The sequence below is a fragment of the Salinarchaeum sp. Harcht-Bsk1 genome (assembly GCF_000403645.1).
GTDB lineage: Archaea > Halobacteriota > Halobacteria > Halobacteriales > Salinarchaeaceae > Salinarchaeum.
Window position 1 is genome coordinate 986,577 of the sequence record NC_021313.1, and the last position, 23,362, is coordinate 1,009,938.

General features: G+C 68.3%; 24 protein-coding genes and 1 tRNA gene. 9 read left to right on the forward strand and 16 right to left on the reverse strand.

All coding sequences use genetic code 11. The annotated features are described in order from the left end of the window. Nucleotides 1-93 precede the first annotated feature (93 nt). Nucleotides 94-489, forward strand: coding sequence for a DUF5811 family protein (locus tag L593_RS04690; RefSeq protein WP_020445787.1), 396 nt, complete (start codon nt 94-96; stop codon nt 487-489). A gap of 126 nt (nt 490-615) precedes the next feature. Here L593_RS04690 and L593_RS04695 read toward each other — a convergent pair whose 3' ends face one another. Beyond that, nucleotides 616-1,554: a hypothetical protein gene (locus L593_RS04695; protein WP_020445788.1), complete on the reverse strand. Its 939-nt coding sequence runs from the start codon at nt 1,552-1,554 to the stop codon at nt 616-618. A 272-nt stretch (nt 1,555-1,826) separates the two neighbouring features. Between L593_RS04695 and L593_RS04700 the strand changes: the two genes are divergently transcribed. Then, complete coding sequence (locus L593_RS04700) at nt 1,827-2,789, forward strand: mannonate dehydratase (protein WP_020445789.1); 963 nt, start codon at nt 1,827-1,829, stop codon at nt 2,787-2,789. 141 nt (nt 2,790-2,930) lie between these two features. Next, entirely contained in the window at nt 2,931-3,764 is an 834-nt protein-coding gene (locus L593_RS04705; RefSeq protein WP_020445790.1) for a hypothetical protein, read from the forward strand. 493 nt (nt 3,765-4,257) lie between these two features. On the opposite strand, the gene L593_RS04710 is transcribed toward L593_RS04705, so the two are convergent. Then, a tRNA-Lys gene (locus tag L593_RS04710) sits at nt 4,258-4,331 on the reverse strand. Nucleotides 4,332-4,356: 25 nt separating this feature from the next. Beyond that, nucleotides 4,357-5,028 (reverse strand): hypothetical protein, encoded by a 672-nt coding sequence (locus L593_RS04715; RefSeq protein ID WP_020445791.1) that lies wholly within the window; start codon nt 5,026-5,028, stop codon nt 4,357-4,359. A gap of 693 nt (nt 5,029-5,721) precedes the next feature. Between L593_RS04715 and L593_RS04720 the strand changes: the two genes are divergently transcribed. Continuing rightward, a complete protein-coding gene (locus L593_RS04720) occupies nt 5,722-6,684 on the forward strand; it encodes a phytoene/squalene synthase family protein (protein WP_020445793.1) in 963 nt (320 codons plus the stop codon). 39 nt (nt 6,685-6,723) lie between these two features. Here the strand turns inward: L593_RS04720 and cruF are convergent, their stop codons facing one another. The 3 genes from cruF to L593_RS16510 form a co-directional block, all read right to left on the reverse strand. Beyond that, nucleotides 6,724-7,578, reverse strand: coding sequence for a bisanhydrobacterioruberin hydratase (gene cruF / locus L593_RS04725; RefSeq protein ID WP_020445794.1), 855 nt, complete (start codon nt 7,576-7,578; stop codon nt 6,724-6,726). Nucleotides 7,579-7,666: 88 nt separating this feature from the next. Then, nucleotides 7,667-8,608, reverse strand: coding sequence for a prenyltransferase (locus tag L593_RS04730; RefSeq protein ID WP_020445795.1), 942 nt, complete (start codon nt 8,606-8,608; stop codon nt 7,667-7,669). Between the two features lie 6 nt (nt 8,609-8,614). Further along, nucleotides 8,615-10,324 carry an NAD(P)/FAD-dependent oxidoreductase gene (locus tag L593_RS16510; protein ID WP_020445796.1) on the reverse strand — a complete coding sequence of 570 codons (1,710 nt, stop codon included), beginning with the start codon at nt 10,322-10,324 and terminating at the stop codon, nt 8,615-8,617. A 237-nt stretch (nt 10,325-10,561) separates the two neighbouring features. Here L593_RS16510 and L593_RS04740 point away from each other — a divergent pair, with 237 nt between their 5' ends. Further along, nucleotides 10,562-11,953, forward strand: coding sequence for a PAS domain-containing sensor histidine kinase (locus L593_RS04740; protein WP_020445797.1), 1,392 nt, complete (start codon nt 10,562-10,564; stop codon nt 11,951-11,953). 72 nt (nt 11,954-12,025) lie between these two features. Here L593_RS04740 and L593_RS04745 read toward each other — a convergent pair whose 3' ends face one another. Continuing rightward, nucleotides 12,026-12,559: a hypothetical protein gene (locus tag L593_RS04745; protein WP_020445798.1), complete on the reverse strand. Its 534-nt coding sequence runs from the start codon at nt 12,557-12,559 to the stop codon at nt 12,026-12,028. Between the two features lie 140 nt (nt 12,560-12,699). Between L593_RS04745 and L593_RS04750 the strand changes: the two genes are divergently transcribed. Then, on the forward strand, nt 12,700-12,897 hold the full coding sequence (locus L593_RS04750) for a XapX domain-containing protein (protein WP_020445799.1): 198 nt from the start codon (nt 12,700-12,702) through the stop codon (nt 12,895-12,897). A gap of 41 nt (nt 12,898-12,938) precedes the next feature. Here the strand turns inward: L593_RS04750 and L593_RS04755 are convergent, their stop codons facing one another. The 4 genes from L593_RS04755 to sdhC are packed head-to-tail and all read right to left on the reverse strand — an operon-like array spanning nt 12,939 to nt 16,441. Further along, nucleotides 12,939-14,777: an FAD-binding protein gene (locus L593_RS04755; protein ID WP_020445800.1), complete on the reverse strand. Its 1,839-nt coding sequence runs from the start codon at nt 14,775-14,777 to the stop codon at nt 12,939-12,941. 4 nt (nt 14,778-14,781) lie between these two features. Then, nucleotides 14,782-15,666, reverse strand: a complete 885-nt coding sequence (locus L593_RS04760) for a succinate dehydrogenase/fumarate reductase iron-sulfur subunit (protein ID WP_020445801.1) — start codon at nt 15,664-15,666, stop codon at nt 14,782-14,784. Then, nucleotides 15,663-16,034: a succinate dehydrogenase hydrophobic membrane anchor subunit gene (locus L593_RS04765; protein WP_020445802.1), complete on the reverse strand. Its 372-nt coding sequence runs from the start codon at nt 16,032-16,034 to the stop codon at nt 15,663-15,665. The genes L593_RS04760 and L593_RS04765 overlap by 4 nt, the downstream gene beginning before the upstream one ends. Next, on the reverse strand, nt 16,034-16,441 hold the full coding sequence (gene sdhC / locus L593_RS04770; RefSeq protein WP_020445803.1) for a succinate dehydrogenase, cytochrome b556 subunit: 408 nt from the start codon (nt 16,439-16,441) through the stop codon (nt 16,034-16,036). The genes L593_RS04765 and sdhC overlap by 1 nt, the downstream gene beginning before the upstream one ends. A gap of 154 nt (nt 16,442-16,595) precedes the next feature. Here sdhC and L593_RS04775 point away from each other — a divergent pair, with 154 nt between their 5' ends. Next, nucleotides 16,596-16,994 carry a secondary thiamine-phosphate synthase enzyme YjbQ gene (locus L593_RS04775; RefSeq protein WP_020445804.1) on the forward strand — a complete coding sequence of 133 codons (399 nt, stop codon included), beginning with the start codon at nt 16,596-16,598 and terminating at the stop codon, nt 16,992-16,994. Between the two features lie 108 nt (nt 16,995-17,102). Further along, nucleotides 17,103-18,725 carry a class I adenylate-forming enzyme family protein gene (locus tag L593_RS04780; protein WP_020445805.1) on the forward strand — a complete coding sequence of 541 codons (1,623 nt, stop codon included), beginning with the start codon at nt 17,103-17,105 and terminating at the stop codon, nt 18,723-18,725. Between the two features lie 88 nt (nt 18,726-18,813). Here L593_RS04780 and L593_RS04785 read toward each other — a convergent pair whose 3' ends face one another. Continuing rightward, nucleotides 18,814-19,083: a hypothetical protein gene (locus L593_RS04785; protein WP_020445806.1), complete on the reverse strand. Its 270-nt coding sequence runs from the start codon at nt 19,081-19,083 to the stop codon at nt 18,814-18,816. 199 nt (nt 19,084-19,282) lie between these two features. On the opposite strand from L593_RS04785, the gene aglM reads away from it, so the two are divergent. After that, entirely contained in the window at nt 19,283-20,611 is a 1,329-nt protein-coding gene (aglM, locus tag L593_RS04790) for a UDP-glucose 6-dehydrogenase AglM (RefSeq protein ID WP_020445807.1), read from the forward strand. A gap of 9 nt (nt 20,612-20,620) precedes the next feature. Here aglM and L593_RS04795 read toward each other — a convergent pair whose 3' ends face one another. From L593_RS04795 to L593_RS04810, 4 genes are all read right to left on the reverse strand, one after another. Next, nucleotides 20,621-21,364 carry a nucleotidyltransferase family protein gene (locus L593_RS04795; RefSeq protein ID WP_020445808.1) on the reverse strand — a complete coding sequence of 248 codons (744 nt, stop codon included), beginning with the start codon at nt 21,362-21,364 and terminating at the stop codon, nt 20,621-20,623. Nucleotides 21,365-21,433: 69 nt separating this feature from the next. After that, nucleotides 21,434-21,853, reverse strand: a complete 420-nt coding sequence (locus tag L593_RS04800) for a DUF2267 domain-containing protein (RefSeq protein ID WP_020445809.1) — start codon at nt 21,851-21,853, stop codon at nt 21,434-21,436. Between the two features lie 114 nt (nt 21,854-21,967). Further along, a complete protein-coding gene (locus L593_RS04805) occupies nt 21,968-22,843 on the reverse strand; it encodes a universal stress protein (protein WP_020445810.1) in 876 nt (291 codons plus the stop codon). A gap of 115 nt (nt 22,844-22,958) precedes the next feature. Then, nucleotides 22,959-23,246, reverse strand: coding sequence for an amphi-Trp domain-containing protein (locus L593_RS04810; RefSeq protein ID WP_020445811.1), 288 nt, complete (start codon nt 23,244-23,246; stop codon nt 22,959-22,961). Nucleotides 23,247-23,362 lie beyond the last annotated feature (116 nt).

A 23,362-nucleotide genomic window follows, 5' to 3' on the forward strand; every position in this document is an offset into this window, starting at 1 on the left:
GGACGACGGACCCGAATTTCGACGGGATCCGCGCCGTTGCCCCAGCCGAACCCTTTAACTGCAGTCCTTCCCTATCCGTTTCCCAGAACCCAGATGAACGGAAACACGCCGTACGCCGGACAGCCGGGCACCACCCAGGCCGGCAAGCGTGCCAACGACGATCTCGTCGATCTCTCCAGTGACGAGAAGCGGCGATTCCGTCAGGACGTGACCCGCATCGCCACCCGCACCCGGGAGTTCCTCCCCGACGAGTACGCCATCGACGCCGACATCAGCCACAGCGCTGGCGGTCCGCAGGGCCGCGTCGCGGTCCAGCCGCCCGTCGGCCATCCCGTGACCGCGGGCTTCACCCCGAACGAGGAGGACTTCGACGCCGAGAACGTCGTCGACGACGAGGACGTCGGCGAGGTCGCCCGTGGGCTGGCGGCATCCGCGGCGCTCCAGGTCAAGCAGGCCGTCGCGAACAACGTGACGCCGACCGCTCGGTAAGGCCATCGACGCCGACTGCCGTCCGTTTCGTTTCACTGCAGCAATCCCCCAGGAGCCGCTGGTCGGTACTGGCAGGGCGTCTTTCGCCGACGGGCCGGTTCCGGCGTCGGCGAACGGCCGCCGTCACTATCCCGACGCCTCGCGCCACCACTCGAGGACGCGAAGCGCCCGGAGCGTGTTCCAGCGACTCGGCTCGCCGGGCTCCTCAACGACGAAGTGCTCCTCGCCGGAGTGGTGGTCCTCGAGTGGCCACCGACCGTCCTCGTCGACCTTCCGTTCCAGGAGGGCAATCGCTGCGGCCGCGCGGTCGTCCGCCGGAGCGTCCGTCGCCTGGAAGTGATCGAGGCCCCGGAGGACGTCGTAGTGCCAGCGCGGCGGGAAGGAGAGCCGCCGGAACGCCGGATCCAGGACCTCGCCAGTTTCTGGCGAACGGAAGAACTGGCGCTCGAGCAGATACTCGCGACCGCGCTCGATGGCCGCGTCGACGTAGCCACTCGGGACCCGCTCCCGGCGGATCGCGAGCGCTTCGAGGGCCGCGATCGTGGCGTGCATCGGGCCTTTGTCGGCGGACCAGCTGCCGTCGTCGGTCTGCTCGGCGAGCAGGTACTCGAGCAGGCGCTCGCGCTCCCGAGTCGCCTCGGCGTCGAAGTACTCGAGGACGCTACAGACCAGCGCGCTCACGCAGGTGTCCGAGGTGTCGGCGTTCCACAGCCGAACGCCGGCGGCGTCCGTCCAGTCCGCGTGCCGCACGAGCGCGTCACAGCCGGCGAGCGCACCATCGTTCCCGGGTGGGACGCCGAGGCGGCGCAGGAGCAACAGCGTGTACGTCGTGGAGGTCCACTTCGGGCTGTAGATGCCGCGGTAGCCCTTCGGCCCCCGATCGGCGGCCCAGCGCCCGTCCTCGCCCTGCAGGGAGAGGAGCCTGCTCCCCCAGCCGATATCGACGACGCGCGCTCGTTCGGCCGCGACTTCCTCGGCGGGCGCGTCGAGCAGATCGCGGAGGACCTGCCAGCGGATCGCCGGATCGCCCGCAAGCAGCCACTCGATCTGCTCGGGAGCGGCCATGAGCGACCCTACGATCGCGGGATGGAAGAAGGTACACCCCGGCAGGGCGCCGCGCCGGAGCGTCGATCAACGCTGGAGCGGCAGCGGCACGGACGTATGGCCGCCGAAGCATGGACGTTCGGCCGACGCAGCATGGACGTTCGGCCGACGCAGCATGGACGTTCGGCCGACGCAGCATGGTAGTTCAGCCTCCGCAGCGTGGACGCTCAGCCGCCACCACCAGAACGTTCGGCCTCCGCAGCACTCATTGTCCGGCGAGGGCGATGCCGTATATGGTCGAACTCGCCCTCGTGCTGCCGCCAGAGCCCGACGAACGCTGGGAGCTCGCCAAGCAAGTCGGCGTCGACACCGCCGTCGTCCACGCCCTCGAGATCGGCGACGACTCGACGGCGTGGAACCACGACACGCTCCAGGGGATGCAGAACTGGTTCGAGAACGACGGCATCGAGATCGGCGTGATCGAGGGGTCGGTGCCGGTCACCGACACGACCCGCCTCGGCCTCGAGGGGCGCGATGCCGAGATCGCCGAGTTCAAACAGTTCCTCCGGGATTGCGGCGACCTCGGCATCGACACGATCTGCTACGACTGGATGGCCGGCATCCGCTGGGCGCGGACGAACGTCCACGTCGAGGCCCGCGGCGGCTCGCTGACGAGCGAGTACGACGCGGCCGACATGCCGGGCACCTCGCCCCACGAGGCCGCCGACGTCACCCACGAGGAACTCTGGGAGAATCTGGAGTACTTCCTCGAGGAGGTCGTCCCGGTCGCCGAGGAGGCGGGCGTGAAGCTCGGGCTCCACCCCGACGACCCGCCACGCGAGGAGGTCAAGGGGATCCCGCGGATCGTGAACTCGGTCGAAGCCTACGATCGCGTGCTCGACGTCGTCGACTCGGAGTACAACGGTGTCACGTTCTGCCAGGGCAACTTCGCGGCGATGGGCGTGGACGTTCCCGAGACGATCCGGCACTTCGGCGACCGCATCAACTTCGCGCACTTCCGCGACGTCCGCGGCGACGAGGACGCCTTCGTCGAGACCTGGCACGACGAGGGGCCGACGGACATGCTCGCCGTGATGGAGGCCTACGACGAGGTCGGCTTCGACGGCCCGATCCGCCCCGATCACGTGCCGACGATGGCCGGCGAGGACAACTCCAACCCCGGCTACCACACCAAGGGCCGGCTCTGGGCGATCGGATACATGCGCGGGTTGCTGGAGTCCGTCGAGTCGAACTGAACAGCCCGAGTTACTCCAGCGGGCGCGCCGCCCGTCGCACCGAGAGCCCCCCGAAATGACGGGTCCGCTCGAACCAGGCTTTTCGCCCGGCGGACGCCCGAAAGGCAATCGTTTTACCCGGGGGTAAGCAATCCGCCAGGTATGCAAGGTCGTGCAGCGGCGGTCTACGGGCTGGTCTTTCTGCTGGTCGCCGCCGGCGCGTACGGATTCGTCACGGTGGCCGAAGCCCCGGAGCCGTCGATGGACAACCCCGACGTCACGTTCGCCGAGACCGGTGAGAACCAGACGATCGGGGAGCGGACGTACCGGCTCGACGGCTTCGGCAGTCAGCGCGGACAGCCCACGGCGACGCTCGTCTGGACCGACGAAGACGCCCGTTCGACCGAAAGTTGGACCCACGCGGCCGAGCCCGGTGGAACGACCGTCACGACCGCCGAGAACGTGACCTACTGGGTCCGCATCCCCCAGGACGAAGCCACGGGATCGTTTACGCTGCTCGAGACGCCCGCCGAGGGCAGTAACGTCACCGTCGTCACCGACAGCAACGGCAACTGGGTCGTCGAGGAAGGCACCAACTACACCGCCCTCGAGGAGTACGACGGGTTCGAGCGCGTCGAGGTCGAGAACGGCTCCACACTCGCGATCGGCACCGGCAACGACACCCGCGACGTCCGCGTCGATCAGGTCACCAACGAGAGCGTGACCGTCAGCTGGAACGAGCCCGCCGAGACCGAGATCACCCTCCGACAGACGAGCGTCAAGGAGTTGGAGGGCACCAACGTCACGGTTCACGTACCCGGCGACGGCTCGCTGGAGATGGCGACGAGCGAGGAGCCGATCGACGACTACCTCGAACAACACGAGGATCGAACGCACTTCCAGGAGCGCATGGACGGCCTCAAGATGTCCGCCGTGCTGAGTCTCGTCTCGTTCGTCCTGCTGGTCGGGATGGCGTTCCTGCCGCGGAAGGAGTAGGGCGGATCGATCTCTGCAGGTATTCTCCGTTTGGTTTCCGCGGTTCGACAGTACAGCCAACAGCAAACAGAGTCCCGGGAATCCACAGCCTGCGGTGCTGTCTGCAAGCGTCCGCGCGAGCGCCAGCGAGCGCGGTTCACCGGCTGCGAGCGGAGCGAGCAGCCGGGGAGTTTTTCCCCAAGTTTTTGCGACCGAGAGGTCCCCGCAGCGCCGTAGGCGCGAGGAGACCCGAGGGAGTAAAAAGTGGGAACGCGGGCCGGGAGGGACTGAGCGACCCCTTCGGAATCGCGAAGGTCGAAAGACTCGCTCCGCGAGTCTTTCGGGAGTTGAACCGGAGGAAGACGGTCCTGCTCGGCTCGCTCCGCTCGCCTGCGCAGGCTGCGTCTTCCAGGATTCAACTCCCTCCGTGGCCGCTTCGCTCCTCACGTCCGTTCACCGGAGCGGCAAGCCGCTCCGAGGCGTCGCTCACGGGTTCGCGACGCCGTCGCAGAAACGGGCCGGGAGGGAGTTGAACCCCCGACCATCTGGTTAAAAGCCAGACGCTCTGCCTGACTGAGCTACCGGCCCTACGCGAGCACTCGCCGGCCGGCGATTAAAACGCTTCCCACTCCGACAGCGCGTCGTCGACGACCTCGCCAGGCGATCGGCCCGACGTCGCAGCCTCGCGGCGGAGGTCGCGGTAGGTGTCCATCGGCAGCTGGAGGCGGAGCGCGCCGGGTTCGACGCCGTGGGCGAGCAGCGCCGCGGCGGGCGTGGCGCCGTCGTTGATCTCGCTGGCGATCGCGCGCACGTCTCGGACGGTGAGATCGTGATCGAGGGTCGCCCAGGCGAGGTCGTAGCGGGCGGGACCGCTGACGCGGGCGATGTGCTTGGCGGCGGTGGGCGCGATTTCGCCCATCGCGACGTGGCGTCGGACGGCACGGGGCAGATCGTGGACCCGGGCCCACTTCCGGATGAACGCGACGGTGACCGGGTCGCCCGCGCGCTCGGCGGCGGCCTTGTAGGACCCCTCGCCGCGGACGAGCGCTGCGCAGGCGGCGGCGCCACGGAGCATGTAGATGTTGTCCTCGGCACCGACGGTATCGGTCGCGAACGCGAGGACGACCTCCGCGGCGCTCGCGAGGCTTTCGGGATCGTCGGGGTCGAACTGGACTGCTTCCGCCGCTCGCTGGCCCGCAATCTCCTCGTCGCCGCGGATGACGGGTTCCCCGACGGGAGACTCGCGGTCGGCAGGAATGTCGTCGGCCCCTCGCTCGCCAGTCATCTGACAGTCGTTGGCAGCGTGTGAATAAAAACGGTCTGCCTCGAGCGGATCGCCGCTGGGGCGGCAGCGAATGCTCGCGCGTCGGCGCTCGTCACTCCTCGCGGCGCTCGGAGAGATGCTCCCAAATCTCGGTACATCCGGCGCCCTCCTCGACGTCCGCGAGGTGGTCGTCGGCGCGCTCTTCCTCTTGCTTCGTCGCCCCCTCGGTCATCGCGATCCCTCCGTGGGCGTGCTACCCGGCAGATCCTCGGCCAGCACTGCGTACGTACTCATCGCTCCGTCGTACACCGGCATGGGGCTTAAAGGACCGTGCGCCAACAAGCATGGCCCGCGCTAGCCGTAACAGGATACTATTGCTGGTATCTGTGTCACTACTATTCCCCAAAATCGACAGCGGGCGATCCGGTTCACCGAAATTGGTTGTCGACGCATTCGAACCCCGGACACGGCGGTATCTCGATCCGAGGACACGTATAAAGGGCAGGCTACGCCGGCGGCGGCGGGCGAGGCGGCCGCTCGGGCGGCCGTCGAGCGACGCGACCTGTCGAGAGAACGTCGTCAATTCGCGGCAATAGTATCCTGTTTCCGGGCCACAGTGCGCCTTGGCCAACGATTAAGCGGATCGCCGCCCAGTATTGTACCACATGCCAGTGCGAGGAATTCGAGGGGGCGAACGGGCGGGGCCCCCGAGCGATGCTTGAGGATCGCCAGGTCGAACGGAGCCGGGCGATCCAGCGCCGAACAGGACCTACCTTCTACTTCGCGACGAAGTTCCTCCCCGAACGGGTCCGGGAGCCGACGCACGTCCTCTATGCCTTCTTCCGGATCGCCGACGAGGTGGTCGACGACGCCGAGGTGATCGACCGTCCTGCCGAGGACAAGCGGCAGGCGCTCGAATCGTTCCGCGCCGAGGCACTCGGCGAGACCGAGCCCTCCGATCCGGTCCTCGAGGCGTTCCGGGAGGTCAAGGACGCCCACGACATCCCCGACGAGGAGGTCAACGCCTTCGTCGACGCGATGGAGACGGACGTCGAGAAGAAACGGTACGCCGACGTCACCGAACTCCGCGAGTACATGCGTGGCTCCGCGGCCGCCGTCGGGGCGATGATGACCGCGATCATGGAGCCCGCCGATCGCGACCGGGCGATGCCCCACGCCAAGGCGCTGGGCGAGGCGTTCCAGTTGACGAACTTCCTCCGGGACGTTCGCGAGGACGTCGTCGACCGCGACCGCATCTACCTCCCGCTGCGAACGCTCGAACGGCACGGCGTCGACCCCGACCAGATCGCCGCCCTCGAGTTCGACGCGGGGATCGCGGCCGCGATCCGGGAGGAACTCCACCGCACCGAACGCTTCTATCGCCACGGCGTCGCCGGGATCGAGACGCTTCCGGACGACTGCCAGTTCCCCGTCCTCCTCGCGGCGGTGCTGTACGCGGACTACCACCGCTCGATCCGGGCCGATGACTGCGACGTGATCACGTCGCCGCCCACCCTCTCGCGTCGACGGACGCTCTCCCTGTTCGCCAGAACCAGAGCCCGGTGGCAGTTCAACAAGGATCCCGCCGCCGTCTTCGACGCCGTCAGCCCGATCTCGATGCCCGCGAGAGAGGATCGCGACCCGACGGGCGAGCCGCTGACGCTGCCCACGCCCTGACCGGCGTCCAGCCGAGCGTCCGGGTCGACGCTCCGGGCACTACTCGAGCGTGCGCGAACCGAAGGGTAGTCCGGCGAAATCGAACCACGGTGCCCTAACGAGCACGAGGAGAATGCCTGTCGCGACGAGCGCCGGCACGAGGTTGAACGCGGCGACGTTGACCAGCCCCCAGAAGATCCCGAAGTTGATCAGGTCGTCGAGCAGGTACGGGCAGGTTTCGAGCCGCGAGACGATGGCGTCGTGGTCGAACGCGACCGTGAGGATGCCGACGGCGACCGTCGCCGCGAGGATCCAGCCGAGGAAGTTGATCACCGGGACGCCGTAGTAGACGCCCGGATCGGTCCAGCCCCAGAAGTCGAGCGCGACGGCGCCCGGGTCGAGCACGAGGTCCAGGACGACCACGAGCGCGACGACCGTCGGGAAGCGAATCGCGAGCCGGTCGGCGCGATCGCCCAGCACGAGGATCCCGAGCAGGTAGGAGTTGAGCAGGATCGGGACGAAGAAGATGGGCAGCGCGAGCGGCACGTCGCCGAAGACCATCGGCCCGAGTTCGCGTTCGTAGGTGAACTCACCGTAGGGCAACCCGGTCTGGACGCCGACCAGTTCGATCGCCCACGTGAACGCCGCGAGCGCGAGCAAGCCCACCGCTGCCCGCCGATCGACGATCGGTGCGATCCCCGAAGCGAGCGGGAGCGCCATGATCGTCACGGCGGCCACCATCAGGTACGGGTTGAACGCCAGCGCGTCCGGCACGTACCCCGCCTCGCCAGCGAGCAAGAGCACGACGCCCACCAGCGGGAACGTGACCGCGATCGTGACCCGGTTGTCGTGGACGATCGAATCGAGCCGGGACTCGACGCGCTCACGTCCCGTCTCGCCGCCGAGGCGATCCATTACCGATGCTGGGACGCGCTTACCCAAGAAGGGAGCGTTCGCGGCGGGGAAGAGCGCGTCGGGGCGAGTTCGGCCCACGAGCAGCCGCTCAGACCAGCGACGACGGCGGCACGATCTGCGCGAGGCCCCACATCGTCAGTCCCGCGCCAACGACCCCGTTGATCGCCGGGTACCACCAGTAGGCGCGATCGACGGGAACGTCCGACCAGGCGATGCCGAGGACGAGCAGCGGGTACAGCGAGAGTGCGGCGCCCGCGCGGAGATCGGCCATCCCGAACGCCGCGGCCGCGAGCGCCCAGGTCGTGAAGCAGTACGCGAGCGTCCGTCGCTCGCCGAGCCAGGTCGCCGTCGTCGCGATGCCCGCCTCGCGATCCGGTTCGACGTCCGGAATCGCGGAGAAGGTGTGCATCGCCATCGTCCACAGGATACCGCCCGTCAGCGGCCAGACCGGCGGCTGCGCGCCCGCAACGGTCGCGTAGGCGGCAGCGCCGGGCAAGACGTAGAGCCCGTTCGACAGCGAGTCGAGGACGGGTCTGGTCTTGAACCGGACCGGCGGCGCGCTGTAGGCCGTCGCGAGCAGGCCCCAGGCGGCCAGCCACGGCCACGCGATCGGGTCGGTGAGCGAGACGACGCCGAAGAGGCCCAGGCCGGACGCGGCGACGGCGACCGGGACGAACCGCTGTCCACGGTAGCGGACCTCCCGCTCGTCCTTCTTCGGATTCTCCGCGTCGACGTCGGCGTCGAAGACGTCGTTGACGCCGTAGAGGTAGACGTTCGCTGGGACGAGGAAGTACGCGAACAGGGCGAGGGTCGCTGGCGTGAGGAGGTCGGCCCGTGCGTCGGCGGCGTAGACCACGCCGACCAGCACCGGGCCGGCGAGGTAGAGCCAGAAACGGGGACGCGAGAGCGCGAACAGGTAGACGGCGACGTCGGAGAGGGACGACTGGCTCGCGTCCGGGCGCTCCGGGTCAGATCGAACCGCTGCCGTCTCGGTGGAATCGCCCTCGCGTTCCGAGTGCTCCTCGCTCATCGGCTGTCAGTGCGCGTGATCCTCGAGGACCTTGTCGGCCGCGTGCTCGCCGCTGATCAGGCACATCGGGACGCCGATGCCCGGCGTCGTGTACGAGCCGGTGAAGTAGAGTCCGTCGACGGCGGAAGACCGATGCGAGGGCCGGAGCACCGCCGTCTGGGTCAGCGTGTGCGCCATGCCGAGTGCGGTGCCCTTCGCGGCGTTGTAGCGCTCGCCGAAGTCGGAGACGCAGAAGGACTCCTCGACGACGATCCGATCGCGGACGTCCTCGCCGCTGTGCTCGGCGAGGTCGGCGAGCACCTGATCGCGGTAGGCCTGTCGCGTCGCCTCGTCGTCATCGAGACCCGGCGCGATCGGGACGAGGACGAAGAGGTTCGAGTGCCCCTCGGGTGCGACAGAGTCGTCCGTCACGGACGGGGCACAGACGTAGTACGCCGGATCGTCGGGCCAGGCGGGCTCCTTGAAGATCTGATCGAAGTGGCCGTCCCACTCCGGCGGGAGGACCAGCGTGTGGTGGTCGAGGTTCGGCACGTCGCCCTCGACGCCGAGGTAGAGGAGGAAGGCGGAGGGCGCGTAGGTGCGATCGTCCCAGTACGCCGGTTCGCGGTCCCGGCGGTCGTCGTCGAGCAGTTCGGTCTCGACGTGGGCGAGGTCGGCGTCGGAGACGACGAGGTCGGCGGGGACGGCCGCGGACGTGGCGCCGCCGGTGGCCGAAGCGGTTCCGCCGTTGGCCGAAGCGGAACCATCGGTGGCCGAAGCAGTCCCGCCGTTGGCGACAGGAGTACGACCAGCAGCGTCGCTGCGGGGGACCAATCGTCGATTCCCTGCGGGCGGGCCGTCCTCGGGAATCGCGATCGCCGGCGGAACCTCGCCGGGGACGTCCGCGACTGGATCGAACCGTTCCGCCCCCGCTGTCCGCTCCACGTCGAGACTGAACCCGCCCTCGCGGCCGCGGATCGCCGTGACGTCGCAGTTCACCCGGTACTCGACGCCGAGTTCGGTTCCGAGTTCGACGATCGCGTCCACGACGCCGCCCAGGCCGCCCTCGGGGTACCAGACGCCGAGGCCGAAGTCGACGTGGCTCATCAGGTTGTAGAGCGCTGGGGTGTTCGAGGGCGATCCACCGAGGAAGACGAGCGAGTACTGGACGATCTGGCGGAGTTTCGGGTGCTCGAAGTAGTCCGCGACGTGGTCCTCCATCGACCCGAGGAAGGAGAGGCCGCGGCCGTGCTTCGCGAGGCCGGGATCGAGCCAGTCCGCCGGCCGCGATCGGTCGTGGTAGACGAAGTGCTCCATCCCGACCTCGTAGGTGCGCTGGGCTTCGGCGAGGTAGTCCTCGAAGGCCGCACCGGCGCCCTCCTCGTACTCCTCGAACAGGGGAATCGCGGCCCGGTGGTCCGCCGGGACGTCGATGCTGTCGCCGTCCTTGAAGTAGATGCCGTAGTGGGGATCCAGCCGTGTGAGGTCGTAGTAGTCTGTCGGCTCGCGATCGAAGTACGCGAAGAAGCGCTCGAAGACGTCCGGCATCAGGTACCACGACGGCCCCATGTCGAAGCGGAACCCGTCGCGATAGAGGCGGCTCGCCCGCCCGCCGAGCTGTTCGTTGCGCTCGTAGACGGTGACGTCCGCGCCCGCGTCCGCGAGGAAGCAGGCCGTCGAGAGCCCGCCGAAGCCGCTGCCAATCACCGCGACGGAGCGGTCTCCGAGGTCGGTCATGGGCAGTGATTGGACGGCGTGGGTGGTAAACCCTCCACCTCCGGCGGGATCGTCACTCACCGTGCGATCACCGGGTCCCCGTGCGATCGCAGTTCCAGTGCGTGCGGACGCTGTGCAGTCTCCGACGACGCGAGGCAGCGACGCCACCACGGGCCGGGACGAACCAGCGTACCGGCGTCCCCAGACGGCGAGCGATCCCTGCCAGATCGCTTTTCTCCTCGGCCGAGAAGTGACCGTATGGACGAAGGGACCTACCGGGTTCTCGTCGAGGAACTTCCCGACATCGCGACGATCGCCGACCCCGACGGGAGGATCACCTACGTGAGTCCCACCGTCGAGCGGACCCTCGGCTACGAGCCCGACGAACTCCTCGGGGAAGTCGGCTACGAGTTCCAGCACCCCGACGACCGCGAGGCGGTCGCGGCGGCCTTCGAGCGTCTGCTGGAATCGCCGGACACAGTCGAGACCGTCGAGACGCGGTGGCGGCACGCGGACGGAACCTGGTGCTGGATCGAGGCGAGCCTGCAGAATCGGCTGGACGACGACGTGATCGACGGGATCCTCATAAACTCGCGCGAGATCTCCCGACGGAAACGACGAGAGGAACAGTACCGGGAGCTCGCCGAGGAGTACAGGACCCTGCTGGACAACGCGGAGGACGCGATATTCTTCCTGAGCGTGGATACCGACGGATCCGAGGTGGCCTTCCGATTCGAGCGGCTGAGCCCCTCCTACGAGGCGCAGACGGGGTTGACGACCAGCGAGACGCGGGGGAAGACGCCCGTCGAGGTGTTCGGCGATGAGGCCGGCGCGGAGCTCGCCGCGAACTACGAGCGTTGCGTGGAGGCTCGCGAACCGATCTCCTACCAGGAGGAACTGTACGTCGAGGAGGGCGCGCGCTTCTGGCAGACCAACCTCGCACCGGTGCTCACCAACGGCGAGGTAACGCGCATCGTCGGGATCACGCGCAACGTCACCGACCGCGTCGAGCGAGAGCGACAGCTCCGCGCCAAGACCAAACAGCTCGATCAGTTTGCCAGCGTGGTGGCCCACGACCTCCGCAATCCGCTGAACGTCGCACAGGGGCGGGCCGCACTGCTGGGAGAGGAGTTCGACAGCGAGCACGTGGAGCCGCTACTGGGCGCGCTCGACCGGATGGAGTCGCTCATCGAGGACACGTTGACCCTCTCGCGACAGGGCCAGGTCGTCGCCGATCCGGAACCGGTCGAACTGGTGGACGTCGTCGGGTCGAGCTGGCAGAGCGTCGCGACGGAAGACGCGACCCTCGAGATCGTCGCGGGCGGCACGATCTCTGGCGACGCGAACCGGCTCCAGCACGTCTTCGAGAACCTGTTTCGCAACGCGATCGAACACGGCGACGCGGACTGCACGATCCGCGTGGGCCGGATCGACGACACGGAGTTCTACGTCGAGGACGACGGCCCTGGCATCCCCGACGACCGCAAGGACACGGTGTTCGAGTGGGGTACCTCCTCGGCGGCAGACGGCTCGGGGATCGGGCTCACGATCGTCGAGCGGATCGCGGAAGCGCACGGCTGGACGGTGGACGTCGTCGACGCCGCGGACGGCGGTGCGCGCTTCGAGTTCAGTGGCGTCGCGATCGAGTGAGGGAACCGTCGCGTTCCCGGCCGCGTCGAATCGACGGCCGATCCAGGTGCGTGTACACCGGGGGACGGGCCGTCAGTCCCCGGCTGGAACGATCCACGGAAGGCCAGCCCGCAACCCGTCGATACCCACCGCGGCGAGAAATGCCGGCGGCATCGTTACGATCGTGTAGACGACGCTCCCCACCGGTGCGACGAACAGGGACGACGCCGGCGGTGGTGTGAGGTAGGACCGTTCCACGAGGAGTTCGAGCACGGGACTGAGCAATCCGAACAGGAAGAACTGCACCAGTCCCGCGCCGACGGGGACGAGCAGCACGAAGAGGACGAGGTGATAGCGTAGATCCGTCCGCGTCCACTGCCGGCGGCCACACGACCTGCAGTGGACGCCGAACACGCGACGCTGACAGGCCGTGCAGTACCACGTGATACCCGCTCCACTCCAGACGAGGGTTGCAACGACGACGAGCGGTGCGATCAGGACGACCGCCTCGGGCGCGTCGGTGTAGCGCCACGCCACGTAGACGAGCAGGTACAGAATGCCGAAGGCGGCCGAGAACAGTCCGAGTCGGGGGAGCCAACGAGCCGATGCGTTCGTCGGTGTGGGCATGGATGAGATCTCGACGGCCTCGGGAGACGCTCCCGCCGGGAATCGACGTGGCGACCACGACGCATGCCACGATCATAGCAGTTGTCCCTCACGACCGAAATCGGCCAGCAGCTTTTGCCCCGGGCTGCCGGAGACACGACATGGACCTCCCGCTCGTCGCGCTGGCGCTCCTGACAGGGTTCCTCACCGGTGCGCTCTTCGCGTTCGTCCAGGTCCCGATCCCCGCACCGCCGGAGCTTCCGGGACTACTCGGGATCGTCGGGATCTACCTCGGGTACACGGTCGTCGACTGGGCGGGCGTCGGGATCGATCTGCTCGGCAGGCTAGGGCTCGGCTGAGCGCGGCGGCAAGAGAAAGCGGACCGCGACGGCGAGATCGCTCAGTAGCTGCGTTCTTTCGGCTCGTAGACCTTGTTCTGACCCTGCAGGTCGACCGGCTTGTACCAGAGGTCCGGTCGACCGTCGTCCCAGCTGACCAGCGTGTGCTTGAGCCACTCGTCGTCCTTGCGCTCCTGGTGCTCGGCGCGCCAGTGGGCGCCCCGGAACTCGTCGCGGGCGAGCGCACCCAGCGCGATCGTCTCCGCGGCGTCGATGATGTTGCGCGTCTCGATCGTGTGGATGAGGTCGGTGTTGTAGGTGCGGCTCGGATCCGAGACCGCCACGTCCTGGTAGCGCTTGCGCGCGTCGCGGATGTCCCGCAGGGCCTGCTTGATGCTCTCCTTCTCGCGGAACACGTTGACGTTCTCGGTCATCGTCTGCTGCACCTCGGCGCGGATCTCGGCGTGGTTGACGCCGTCGTCGCGTTCGAGGAGGCCGTCGATCCGCTCGCGCTCCTGGTGGATGGCGTCGACCAGCACGTCCTCGGACTCGACGGCGCCGCCGTCGGCGGAGACGTCCTCGCTCGGCGCGTCGACGGCACCGGGCTCGACGGGCGCGCCGAGGTCCTCCTCTGGCTCGGCCTCGTCGGTGCGACCGGTCTCGAGTTTGGCGTCGGCCCGCTCGGGGTTCGCCGCGTGGCGGCCAGCGCGAGCGCCGAAGACGAGCAGTTCCGGCAGCGCGTTTCCGCCGAGGCGGTTGGCGCCGTGGACGGAGGCGCAGGCGCACTCGCCCGCCGCGTAGAGACCGTCGACGACGGTCGCGCCGTTCTCGTTGGTCTCGATGCCGCCCATCTCGTAGTGCTGGCCGGGCTTGACCGGCATCGGCTCCTCGTAGGCGTTCACGCCCTCGAAGTCTTCCGCGAGGTGGACGATGTTCTCGAGGCGGTCGGAGATGCGCTCCTCGCCGAGGTGGCGCATGTCGAGGTAGACGTACTCGTCCTCCACGCCGCGGCCCTCGTTGACCTCGGTGAGTTCGGCGCGGGAGACCACGTCGCGGGAGGCGAGTTCGCCCTCGTTGTTCGCGTAGCCGTACTCGAACATGAAGCGCTCGCCCTCGCTGTTGTAGAGGATGCCCCCTTCACCGCGGACGCCCTCGGAGATCAGCACGCCCGTCGAGGGCAGCGTCGTCGGGTGGAACTGGACGAACTCCATGTCTTCGAGCGGGACGCCTGCTCGGTAGGCCATCGCCTGCCCGTCGCCGGTGCAGGAGACGGCGTTGGTGGTGTGGTCGAACGCCTGGCCGGGGCCGCCCGTCGCGAGGACGACGCCGTTCCGGGCGCGGAAGCCAGCGACCTCGCCGGTCCGAATCTCGTAGCCGACGACGCCGGTGCAGGTCCGATCCGCGGGGTCCGGTTCGTCGGTGACGGCGAGGCGGGTCACGTACCACTCGTCGTAGACCGGGATGCCTCGCTTGACCACCTGCTCGTACATCGTGTGGAGCATGTGGTGGCCGGTCTCCGCGCCGGCGTAGGTGGTGCGAGCGAAACTCAGGCCGCCGAAGGGTCGCTGGGAGACGGTGCCGTCCTCCTCGCGGGAGAAGGGCATGCCCCAGTGTTCGAGGTCGATGACTTCCTGTGGGGCGTCCTGGGCGAGGGTCTCGACCGCGGGGGCGTCCCCGAGGTAGTCCGACCCCTTCATCGTGTCGTAGGCGTGGAGTTCCCAGTCGTCGCCCTCTCGCAACGCGGCGTTGATTCCACCCTCCGCCGCGCCTGTGTGGCTCCGGACCGGGTGGAGCTTCGAGACCATCGCGACGTCGGCGCCCTCCTCGTGTGCGGCGATCGCGGCGCGGAGACCGGCGCCACCGGCCCCGACCACGATCACGTCGTGTTCGTGTACTGTCATTCGATCACCAGAACTTCAGGTTCGACTTCACTGCCTCCCGCTTGAGCTCCTGAATGTGCTCGGTCAGCGGGATGTCCTTCGGGCAGACCTCGGTGCAGGAGAACTGGGTCTGGCAGCGCCAGACGCCATGTTCCTGCTCCATGATCCGCAAGCGGTGCTCCTTGATCTCCTCCTCTTCGCGTTCGTCCATCGCGAAGCGGTAGGCCTTGTTGATCGCCGCAGGGCCGAGATACTCGTTGTCCCCGGCGGCAATGTTACAGGAAGACATACAGGCGCCACACCAGATGCAGCGGGTGGCCATCTTGATCTTCTCGCGGTTCTCGGGGGACTGTCGCTGCTCCTCCAGTTCGCCCTCCGGGAACTCCTCGCTTTGCATGTAGGGCTCGACGGCCTCCATCTGGTCGTAGAAGTGCTCCATGTCCACCACGAGGTCCTTGACGACGTCCTGGTGTGGCAGGGGCTCGATCCGGACCGGTTCGTCGAGCGCGGAGAGCTGCGTCTTGCAGGCCAGTCGCTGTGAACCGTTGATGAAGAGGGCGTCGGAGCCACAGACAGCCTGCCGGCAGGAGTGCCGGAAAGTGAGCGAGGAGTCGAACTCGTCGCGGGCGTAGATGAGCGCGTCGAGCGCGGTCATCCCCTGGACGTAGGGAACGTGGAAGTCGTCGAAGCGCGGCTCTTCCTTCTCGGGGACCTCCGGGTCGAACCGGAAGACCTTGAGGTGCGTCGTCTCCTCGGCCGCGGCCTCCGTCGCCGCACGTTCCTCCTCGGTCACCTGCATCCGCGCGTGCTTCTCCGCGCGCCGGCGGTCGCCGGGCGATTGGACCGATTCGATCTCGGTCTGCTGTGCGTCTGCCGCGCCGTCGGCCGCCTCTTCCTGTTCAGTGCTCATGCGAAGGTCACCCCCGCCATCGCCATCGCGACGCGAATCCCCTGCCCGACGAGCACCAGGCCCGCCAGGATGAGGCCGTACTTCGCGACCCGTTTTCGCGCGCCCTGGATCCCCTGGTTCACCAGCGCGTTGTAGATCCCGTTGACGCCGTGGAACGCCGCGGTGACGAGGAAGAGGACCATCGTGGCGAAGTACGCCGGATCCTCCATCCGCGCCCGGGTTCCCGCGAACGTCACCTCGTAGGCGTGGTTGAGGAAGTGCAACTGGAAGAAGTGGAACGCCAGCAGCACGACCAGTAGCGCAGCGGTGATGCGCTGGAGCAGCCACGACGTGCCGTTCGGTTCGAACGACGAGTAGCGCTCCGCCATCAGACGACACCTCCTCCGAGGAAGGTCGGCACGCTGGCGACGACGACCGCGCCCGTCACCACGAGTGCCGCGTAGAAGCTCTTGTCCTGTGCCTCGAGTCCGATCCCGAGATCGACCATCAGCAGGCGAACGCCGTTGAGAATGTGGAAGACGGCGGTCGCCAGCAGGCCGATCTCGAGGATGCGGATCACCAGGACCGATTCGAGGCCCTGGAGCGTGTCCGTGTATGCTGCCGGATCGCCCCCGGCCGCCTGAATCGCCGTGGACAACACGGCGATGTGTGTGAACAGGTAGCCGATGAGGATCCAGCCGGTGAACTTGTGGAGGATCCAGGCCCACATGCCGGCGGAGAACTCCCGCCAGCGCCCGAAGTCCTCGATCAGCCCCCGATCGTACGACTGGCTCATTTTCCCATGCGGGACTTTGCCGGCGTGCGTATAGTAGTTACTACACCGGGGCGCAATTTCGTTGTGAGGCGAACTGGTTCGGGTCGCTGTGGTACGCACGCTGGAGCGCGACGATGCCGTACGCTGAAGTAGCCCGGTTGTCACTACTCGGACCATGCAAGAAACGATTCGCGTCTCCACGGACGACCGCCTGGAGGCGGTGCCGATCACCGACCGCGTCGCGTCGTGGATCCCCGACGACCTCGACGCGGGCACTTGCCACGTCTACGCCAGGCACACGACGACTGGCGTGCTGCTCAACGAGAACGAGTCGCGGCTTCGTGCGGACGTAGAGGAGCTGCTAGTGGACCTCGTTCCCACGGACGGGTACCATCACGACGAGCTGGACGGCAACGCCGACAGCCACCTCCGCGCGTCCTTGCTCGGCCCAGACGTGACGATCCCGATCACCGACGGCGACCTCGCCCTGGGTACCTGGCAGTCGATCCTGCTAGTGGAGTGCGACGGCCCGCGAGAGCGCGAACTCGTCGTCACCGTGACGGAAGCGGAGTAGCGACGGTTCGACTCGCGAAGCAGTGACGGAAGCCCGAAGGGAGGAGCGGCCGGGCGCGCTCCGGTGCAACCGGACCGCCTTTGTACAGTCCAGTCCACGTCACCGACGATGCGAACCCCGCAAGGGAGCGATCCCGTCGCCGAGCGAGCACGGGTGAGCGCCGACGAAACCGCGCTCGTCCGCGCCGCCGACGGCAGCAGCTGGACCTACGGCCACCTCGACGAGGCCGTCGAGCGGACCGCCGGCAAGCTCGCCACACTCGACGTCGAGCGGGGCGATCACGTCGGCCTGCTCGCAGAGACTGGCGTTCCCGCCGTCCGCACGATCTACGGCGCGCTCCGACTCGGGGCGGTGCCGGTGCCACTCAACACCCGTCTCACCGCGGACGAACTCGGTCCGCAACTCGACACGGCGGACGTCGAGGTCCTCGTCTGCGAGCGGGGGACGGGGGCCCTGGGCGTCGCGGCCGCGAAGGAGGCGCCTCGCGAGCCCCCGACGACGATCGCGACGCTCGACGGCGACGATACTGACGCCGACGAGGCGGTTCGCCTCGGTGCGCAGTCCGCCGACGGATTCGAGACGACGGTGCCCGATCCAGACGACGTCCGGCTCCTGCTCTTCACCTCGGGCACGACCGGGCGTCCAAAGGCCGTCGAACTCACCGCCGAGAACCTCCGTTCCAGTGCCGTCGCCTCGGCCCTTCGGCTCGGAATCGACCCGGACGATCACTGGTTCGACCCGCTCGCCGTCTACCACATGGGCGGGTTCGCGCCGATCTACCGCTCGATCTGCTACGGCACGACGGCGATCCTCCAGCGCGAGTTCGACGCGGCGGCCACCCTCGCCGCCATCGACCGCACCGACTCGACCTGCCTCTCCGTCGTCCCGACGATGCTCCAGCGGATGCTCGACGCCGCGGACGAGGCGGATGGAGCATCTGCGAACGGCACCGGGGCAGGATCCGCGAACGGCGCCGGTACTGGTCCGGCCGCCGACCCGCTCGCCGACCTCCGGTTCGTCCTCTCCGGCGGCGCGGCGACGCCGCCCGCGCTCGTCGAGCGGTGTGCCGACCTCGACGTCGCGCTGTGCCCGACCTACGGCATCACCGAGACCTGCTCGCAGGTCGCGACCGCGTTGCCGGCGGAAGCGCGCGACCACGAGGGGACCGTCGGCCGACCGCTGTACCCGACGACCGTCACGATTCTCGGCGACGACGGTGTCGATGAGGGCCCTGGCGAACCGCTGCCTGCAGGAGAATCCGGCGAGATCGTCGTCGACGGTCCGACCGTCTCGCCGGGATACTACGGCGACGAGACGGCCACCGCCGAGAGCCGCTCCGACCTCGGCTACCACACCGGCGACCTCGGCCGCCGGGACGACGCCGGGCGACTCTGGGTGCTCGGCCGCGCGGACGACGCGATATCCACCGGCGGGGAACTCGTCCACCCCGCCGAGGTCGTCGAGGCGCTCGAAGCCCACCCCACGATCGACGCGGCGGCCGTCGTCGGCCTCGACGACCCGGAGTGGGGCGAGCGCGTCGCCGCGCTTTTGGTCCCGACCGACGCCGAGGTGTCTCCAGGGGACCTCCGCGACACCGGCGCGGATCGGCTCGCAGGGTACAAACGCCCGAAGACGGTCGCGCTGGCCGACGAACTCCCGCGAACGGCGTCCGGAACCGTCGACCGGGACGCCGTCCGGGAGCGGCTGCGGGCGGACGGGATCGAATTCTGAAGAAGGACGCCGACGGGCATCGATGGCGTCCCGAACCGATGCCAGCAGGCGCACCTGCCCGGGCCCGGGAATCCGGAGCGAGCGACAGTCAGGTAGACGCCTGACTACGCGACCAGCCCGGGTCCTGGCCGGTGCAGTCGATGTGGTCGGCCCGACAGGCCGGGCAGTAATCGGGAGTATCGGACTCGCTTCGGGGAACGTACACCGCGCCGCCGCACGTCACGCAGGCGTCCGCGACGATGGTCGCACAGTCCGCACAGACGTTGAAGTCGTCGACCGTGAGCTCGCGAAGGGGTTCGAGCTGTTTGTCGAGGAGATACTCGTCGATGACCGTCTGGCAGTTGTGGCACGGTTGCATGGCGATGCAGTGTGCCACTCGTTGTCTCACTTGAAATACCTGTCTCCGATGCCGGAATCGGACACAGTCGGGACGGGCCGTGCGAGTGACCGATCGCTTGTTTCCTGCCCTCCGCCGTCCGGTCTGCCTCGCCCAGACCGGGATCCAGGTCCGACCAGTTCCCAAACGCTCATTTGCGGTCCGCGACTCCCAACGACCAATGCACGTCAGCGTCGTCGGGAGCGGCTACGTCGGGTCGACGATCGCCGCGGTGTTCGCGGACTGGGGACACCAGGTCACGGCGGTCGACGTCGACGAGGACATCGTGGACGCGATCAACGGCGGCGAGGCGCCGATCCACGAACCGGGGCTGGACGAGCGCGTCGCCGAGCACGGCGGCGACCGCCTTCGCGCGACGACGGACTACGACGAGATTCCCGCGACCGATATCACCTTCCTCGCGTTGCCGACGCCCTCCCGCGAGGACGGTTCGATCGACACGAGCATCATCGAGGCCGCCGCCGAGGCCCTCGGCGAAGCGCTCGCCGACGTCGACGAACACGTCGCGATCGTCAAGAGCACGGTCGTCCCCGGAACGACCGAGAACGTCCTCGCACCGCTCGTCAAGGCGAAGGCCGGCGATCGCGTGAGCGTCGGGATGAACCCCGAGTTCCAGCGCGAGGGAACCGCCGTCGCTGACTTCCTCGATCCCGACAAGCTGGTCTTCGGTACGGAGGCAGGCGGCGCGAACGGCATCGGCGAGGACGCTGAGGAGGACCGCGCGCTCGACGCCCTCTACGAGGTCTACGCTCCGTTGATCGAAGCGCAGGACCCACCGATCGTCGAGACGGGGCTCTCGGAGGCGGAGTTCATCAAGTACGCCAACAACGCGTTCCTCGCGGCGAAGGTCAGCCTCATCAACGACCTCGGCAACGTCGCCAAGGAGTTCGACGTCGACGCCTACGAGGTCGCCGACGCCATCGGGCTCGACGACCGCATCGGCGAGCGCTTCCTCCGCTCGGGCGTCGGCTGGGGCGGCAGCTGTTTCCCGAAAGACGTGAAGGCGATCATCGCAGCGGCGGAAGCAAAGGGGTACGACCCCGCAGTCCTGCAGGCCGCCGTCGACCTCAACGACCGCCAGCCCGAGCGCCTGCTCGACCTCCTCGACCGCCACCTCGACGTGGAGGGCAAGACGGTCGCCGTCCTCGGCCTCGCGTTCAAGCCCGGTACCGACGACGTGCGGAACTCCCGAGCGATCCCGGTGATCGAGGGGCTCGAAGCGCGCGGCGCCGAGATCGTCGCCTACGACCCGGTCGCCGTCGAGAACATGCGCGAGCACTTCCCGGACCTGACCGCTGCCGACAGCGCGGCGGCCGCGATCGAGGGCGCCGACGCAGCTGTCGTCACCACCGACTGGGACGAGATCGAGGCGCTCGACTCGGCGGCCGTCGGAGGGATGGCCACCCCGGTGATCGTCGACGGCCGGCGCGCGATCGATCCCGCAATTCTCGACGTCGAGGGGCTCGTCTACGAAGGACTGACCTGGTAGGCAACGGGCTCACCGATTCGCGAGCACCGCTTCTGCAAGCTCGACGTCCGCCGGCGCGTTCACGTTCACCCGCTCACCCACATAGCGGTGCGTGTGCACCGTCTCGCCACGATCGAGCAGCCAGGTCAGCGAGTCGGCGAGTTCGTACTCGCCGGTGTTGGCGGGTTCGATCGCGTCGATGGCCTCGAAGATCGACGGTTCGACGGCGATCGCCCCGGCGCTGACGAGCGTACTTGGCGGGGAGTCGGGCTTCTCGACGACGCGCTCGACGCGGCCCGCCTCGTCGGTCACCACGACGCCAGTCTCTCGAGCGGTCTCGACCGACGCTTCCTCGACGAGCATCGTGGCGACAGGATCGCCGTCTGCCGCTTCGTGGGCAGCGGCGAGCGGCTCCAGATCGGTCGCGAAAACGTTGTCCCCGTTGCAGACGAGTGCGGGACCGTCGACGACGGGGGCCGCTCGTCCGACGGCGTCCGCGAGGCCGCGCGGCTCCGGCTGGTGGACGTACTCGATCGGAACGCCGCCGTACGAGTCGCTGAAGTGCGCTCGGACCTGCTCGCCGCGGTAGCCAACCACGACGACGAAGGAAGCGGGATCGATCGGCGCGAGCGCGTCGAAGACGTGGGCGAGCAGCGGCTTCCCCGCGACCGCGACGAGTGGTTTGGGTCGTTCGGCAGTCAGGGGTCGGAGCCGCGTTCCCTCGCCCGCCGCGGGGACGATTGCGGTCCACTCGCGGGTCTCGTCGGCTGCCATTCGGGTCGAGAAAGGAGCGCCATCGGGAAAATCGACGTGGTGCTGTAGCGAGCAGCGTGCCGCAGCCGCTCAGTGTTCTGACCAGCCGCCACTGTCGACGACTTCGAAGAGCTTCCCCCAGTTTCCGCGGTCCTCGTCCTCGGGGAGTTGGTCGCGCAGTTGCTGGAAGTCGGACTCCGGCACGCACTCGCGGACGAGGTCGACGACCACGCGAGCGTGGTACGCCGCGTCCGCGGGATCGGCCTGCTCGATCTCCGCGACGCGGTCGAGGAAGGTCGACCAGTCGAAGCGTTCGCCGTGTTCGTCGACCGCGTCGGTGAGGTACCACTTGACCTCCATCGGGAGCGACGCCGCGAGGTCCTCCGCGTTGTCGGCGGGGATCCGCTGGCCGAGCGTCATCATCGTCGCCCGGGTCGCGCGCACCGCCTCCCCGGTGCCGGGCAGTTCGAGTCGGTGCTGGACCTCGCCGGTGAACTCGTCGAAGTTCATAGGTCGCTCAACGACGGCCACGTCCGTAAAGCGAATGGACGATTCTCGCGGTCCTGGAGGGGTATGCCGGTCCTACACCGTCGGAGCCAGAACGGGGCACCAGTTCGGCAGTTCCTACTCCTCGGGTTCCGGCCCGCCGACGGTGAGCACGGGGACGTCGCTCAGACGGATCACGCGCTCCGTGACGCTCCCGAGCAGGTAGCGGTCGACGCCGGTGCGGCCGTGGGTGCCGAGCACGATGCAGTCGACGTCTTCCTCGTCGGCGTAGTTCACGATCGCGCGGTACGGCACGCCGTGGAGGATCGTCGTATCGATCGATTCGGCGCCAGCGTCGGCGGCTCGCTCGGCGAGCGACGCCAGGGTCTCCTCGCCAGCATCCTCGAGCGCATCCATCGCCACCTGCATACCTGCGCCGTTCCGTACGACCGTGTCGTCGACGACGTACGCACCGGTGATCGAAGCGCCAGTAGCAGCTGCGAACCCGACGGCCTGCTCGAGGGCGCGGTTCGAGGAGTCGCTCCCGTCGGTCGGTACGAGGATCGACGCGAACTCGGTGGGGACGCCGGTGTCCTCGTGCACCGTCATCACCGGGACCGGCGATTCGCGGATCGTCTGCTCGGCGACGCTCCCGAGGATCAACCGCCCGAGTCCCTGCCGGCCGTGGGTACCCATGACGATGCAGTCGACGTCGTGTTCGTCGACGTAGCCCAGGATCGCCCGGTGGACGTCGGCGTCGCCGGTGATCATGGACGTCGTCACCTCGACGCCCGCCTCGACGGCCTGCTCGGACACCTCGTCGAGCGCCTGTTGCCCCTGCGTTTCGAACGGGCCTGCTTCGTCGTCCTCGACGCCGGGTGGGAGTTCACCCACCTCCAGCACGTGGAGCGCGTGCACCTGGGCGTCGAATCGTCGGGCGAGTGCGATCGCGGTCGCGGCGGCCGTCTCACCGACCGGGCTGCCGTCCACCGGAACGAGGATTCTGTCGTACATGGTCGCTCACCTGGAACTACGGCACAGACGCCCCTAAAGGCGGGGCACGGTTCTCGGCGCGTGACTGCGAGAGTGGCGTGCGTTCGCCCGAACGGATCCGCTCGTTGCGGCCCACTTACTGCCCGGCCGGTTCGACGTCGAGTTCGCCCTCCGCAGCCGTCGTCGCCGCGGTTCGCCAGACGAGTTCGAACTCGATGCTCTGTTTGGCCTCCGTGTCTCCTTCCGACCAGTCGGACTCGCCCTCGAGTTTGAACGTGATCGGGTCGGTGGGGTCGAGGTCGACCTGCCGATCGCCCAGCGTTAGCGTGACGGGGGCGTCGGCGTCGAGTTGCTCCGCGAGATCGCGGAGGTAGGTCGCGACCTCGGTGCGGGTCCGGGTCTCCTCTGTTTCGAGTTCTCCCATGAATCGACCGACGTTCGCTGCCGGGAAGAGTACGAGCCCCGTATCAGGTGGGCTGGCCGGGAAGGGCCTGCTTGAGCTAGGGCTTGCCGTGGGGGCTCAGATCGGTCGAAACGCGA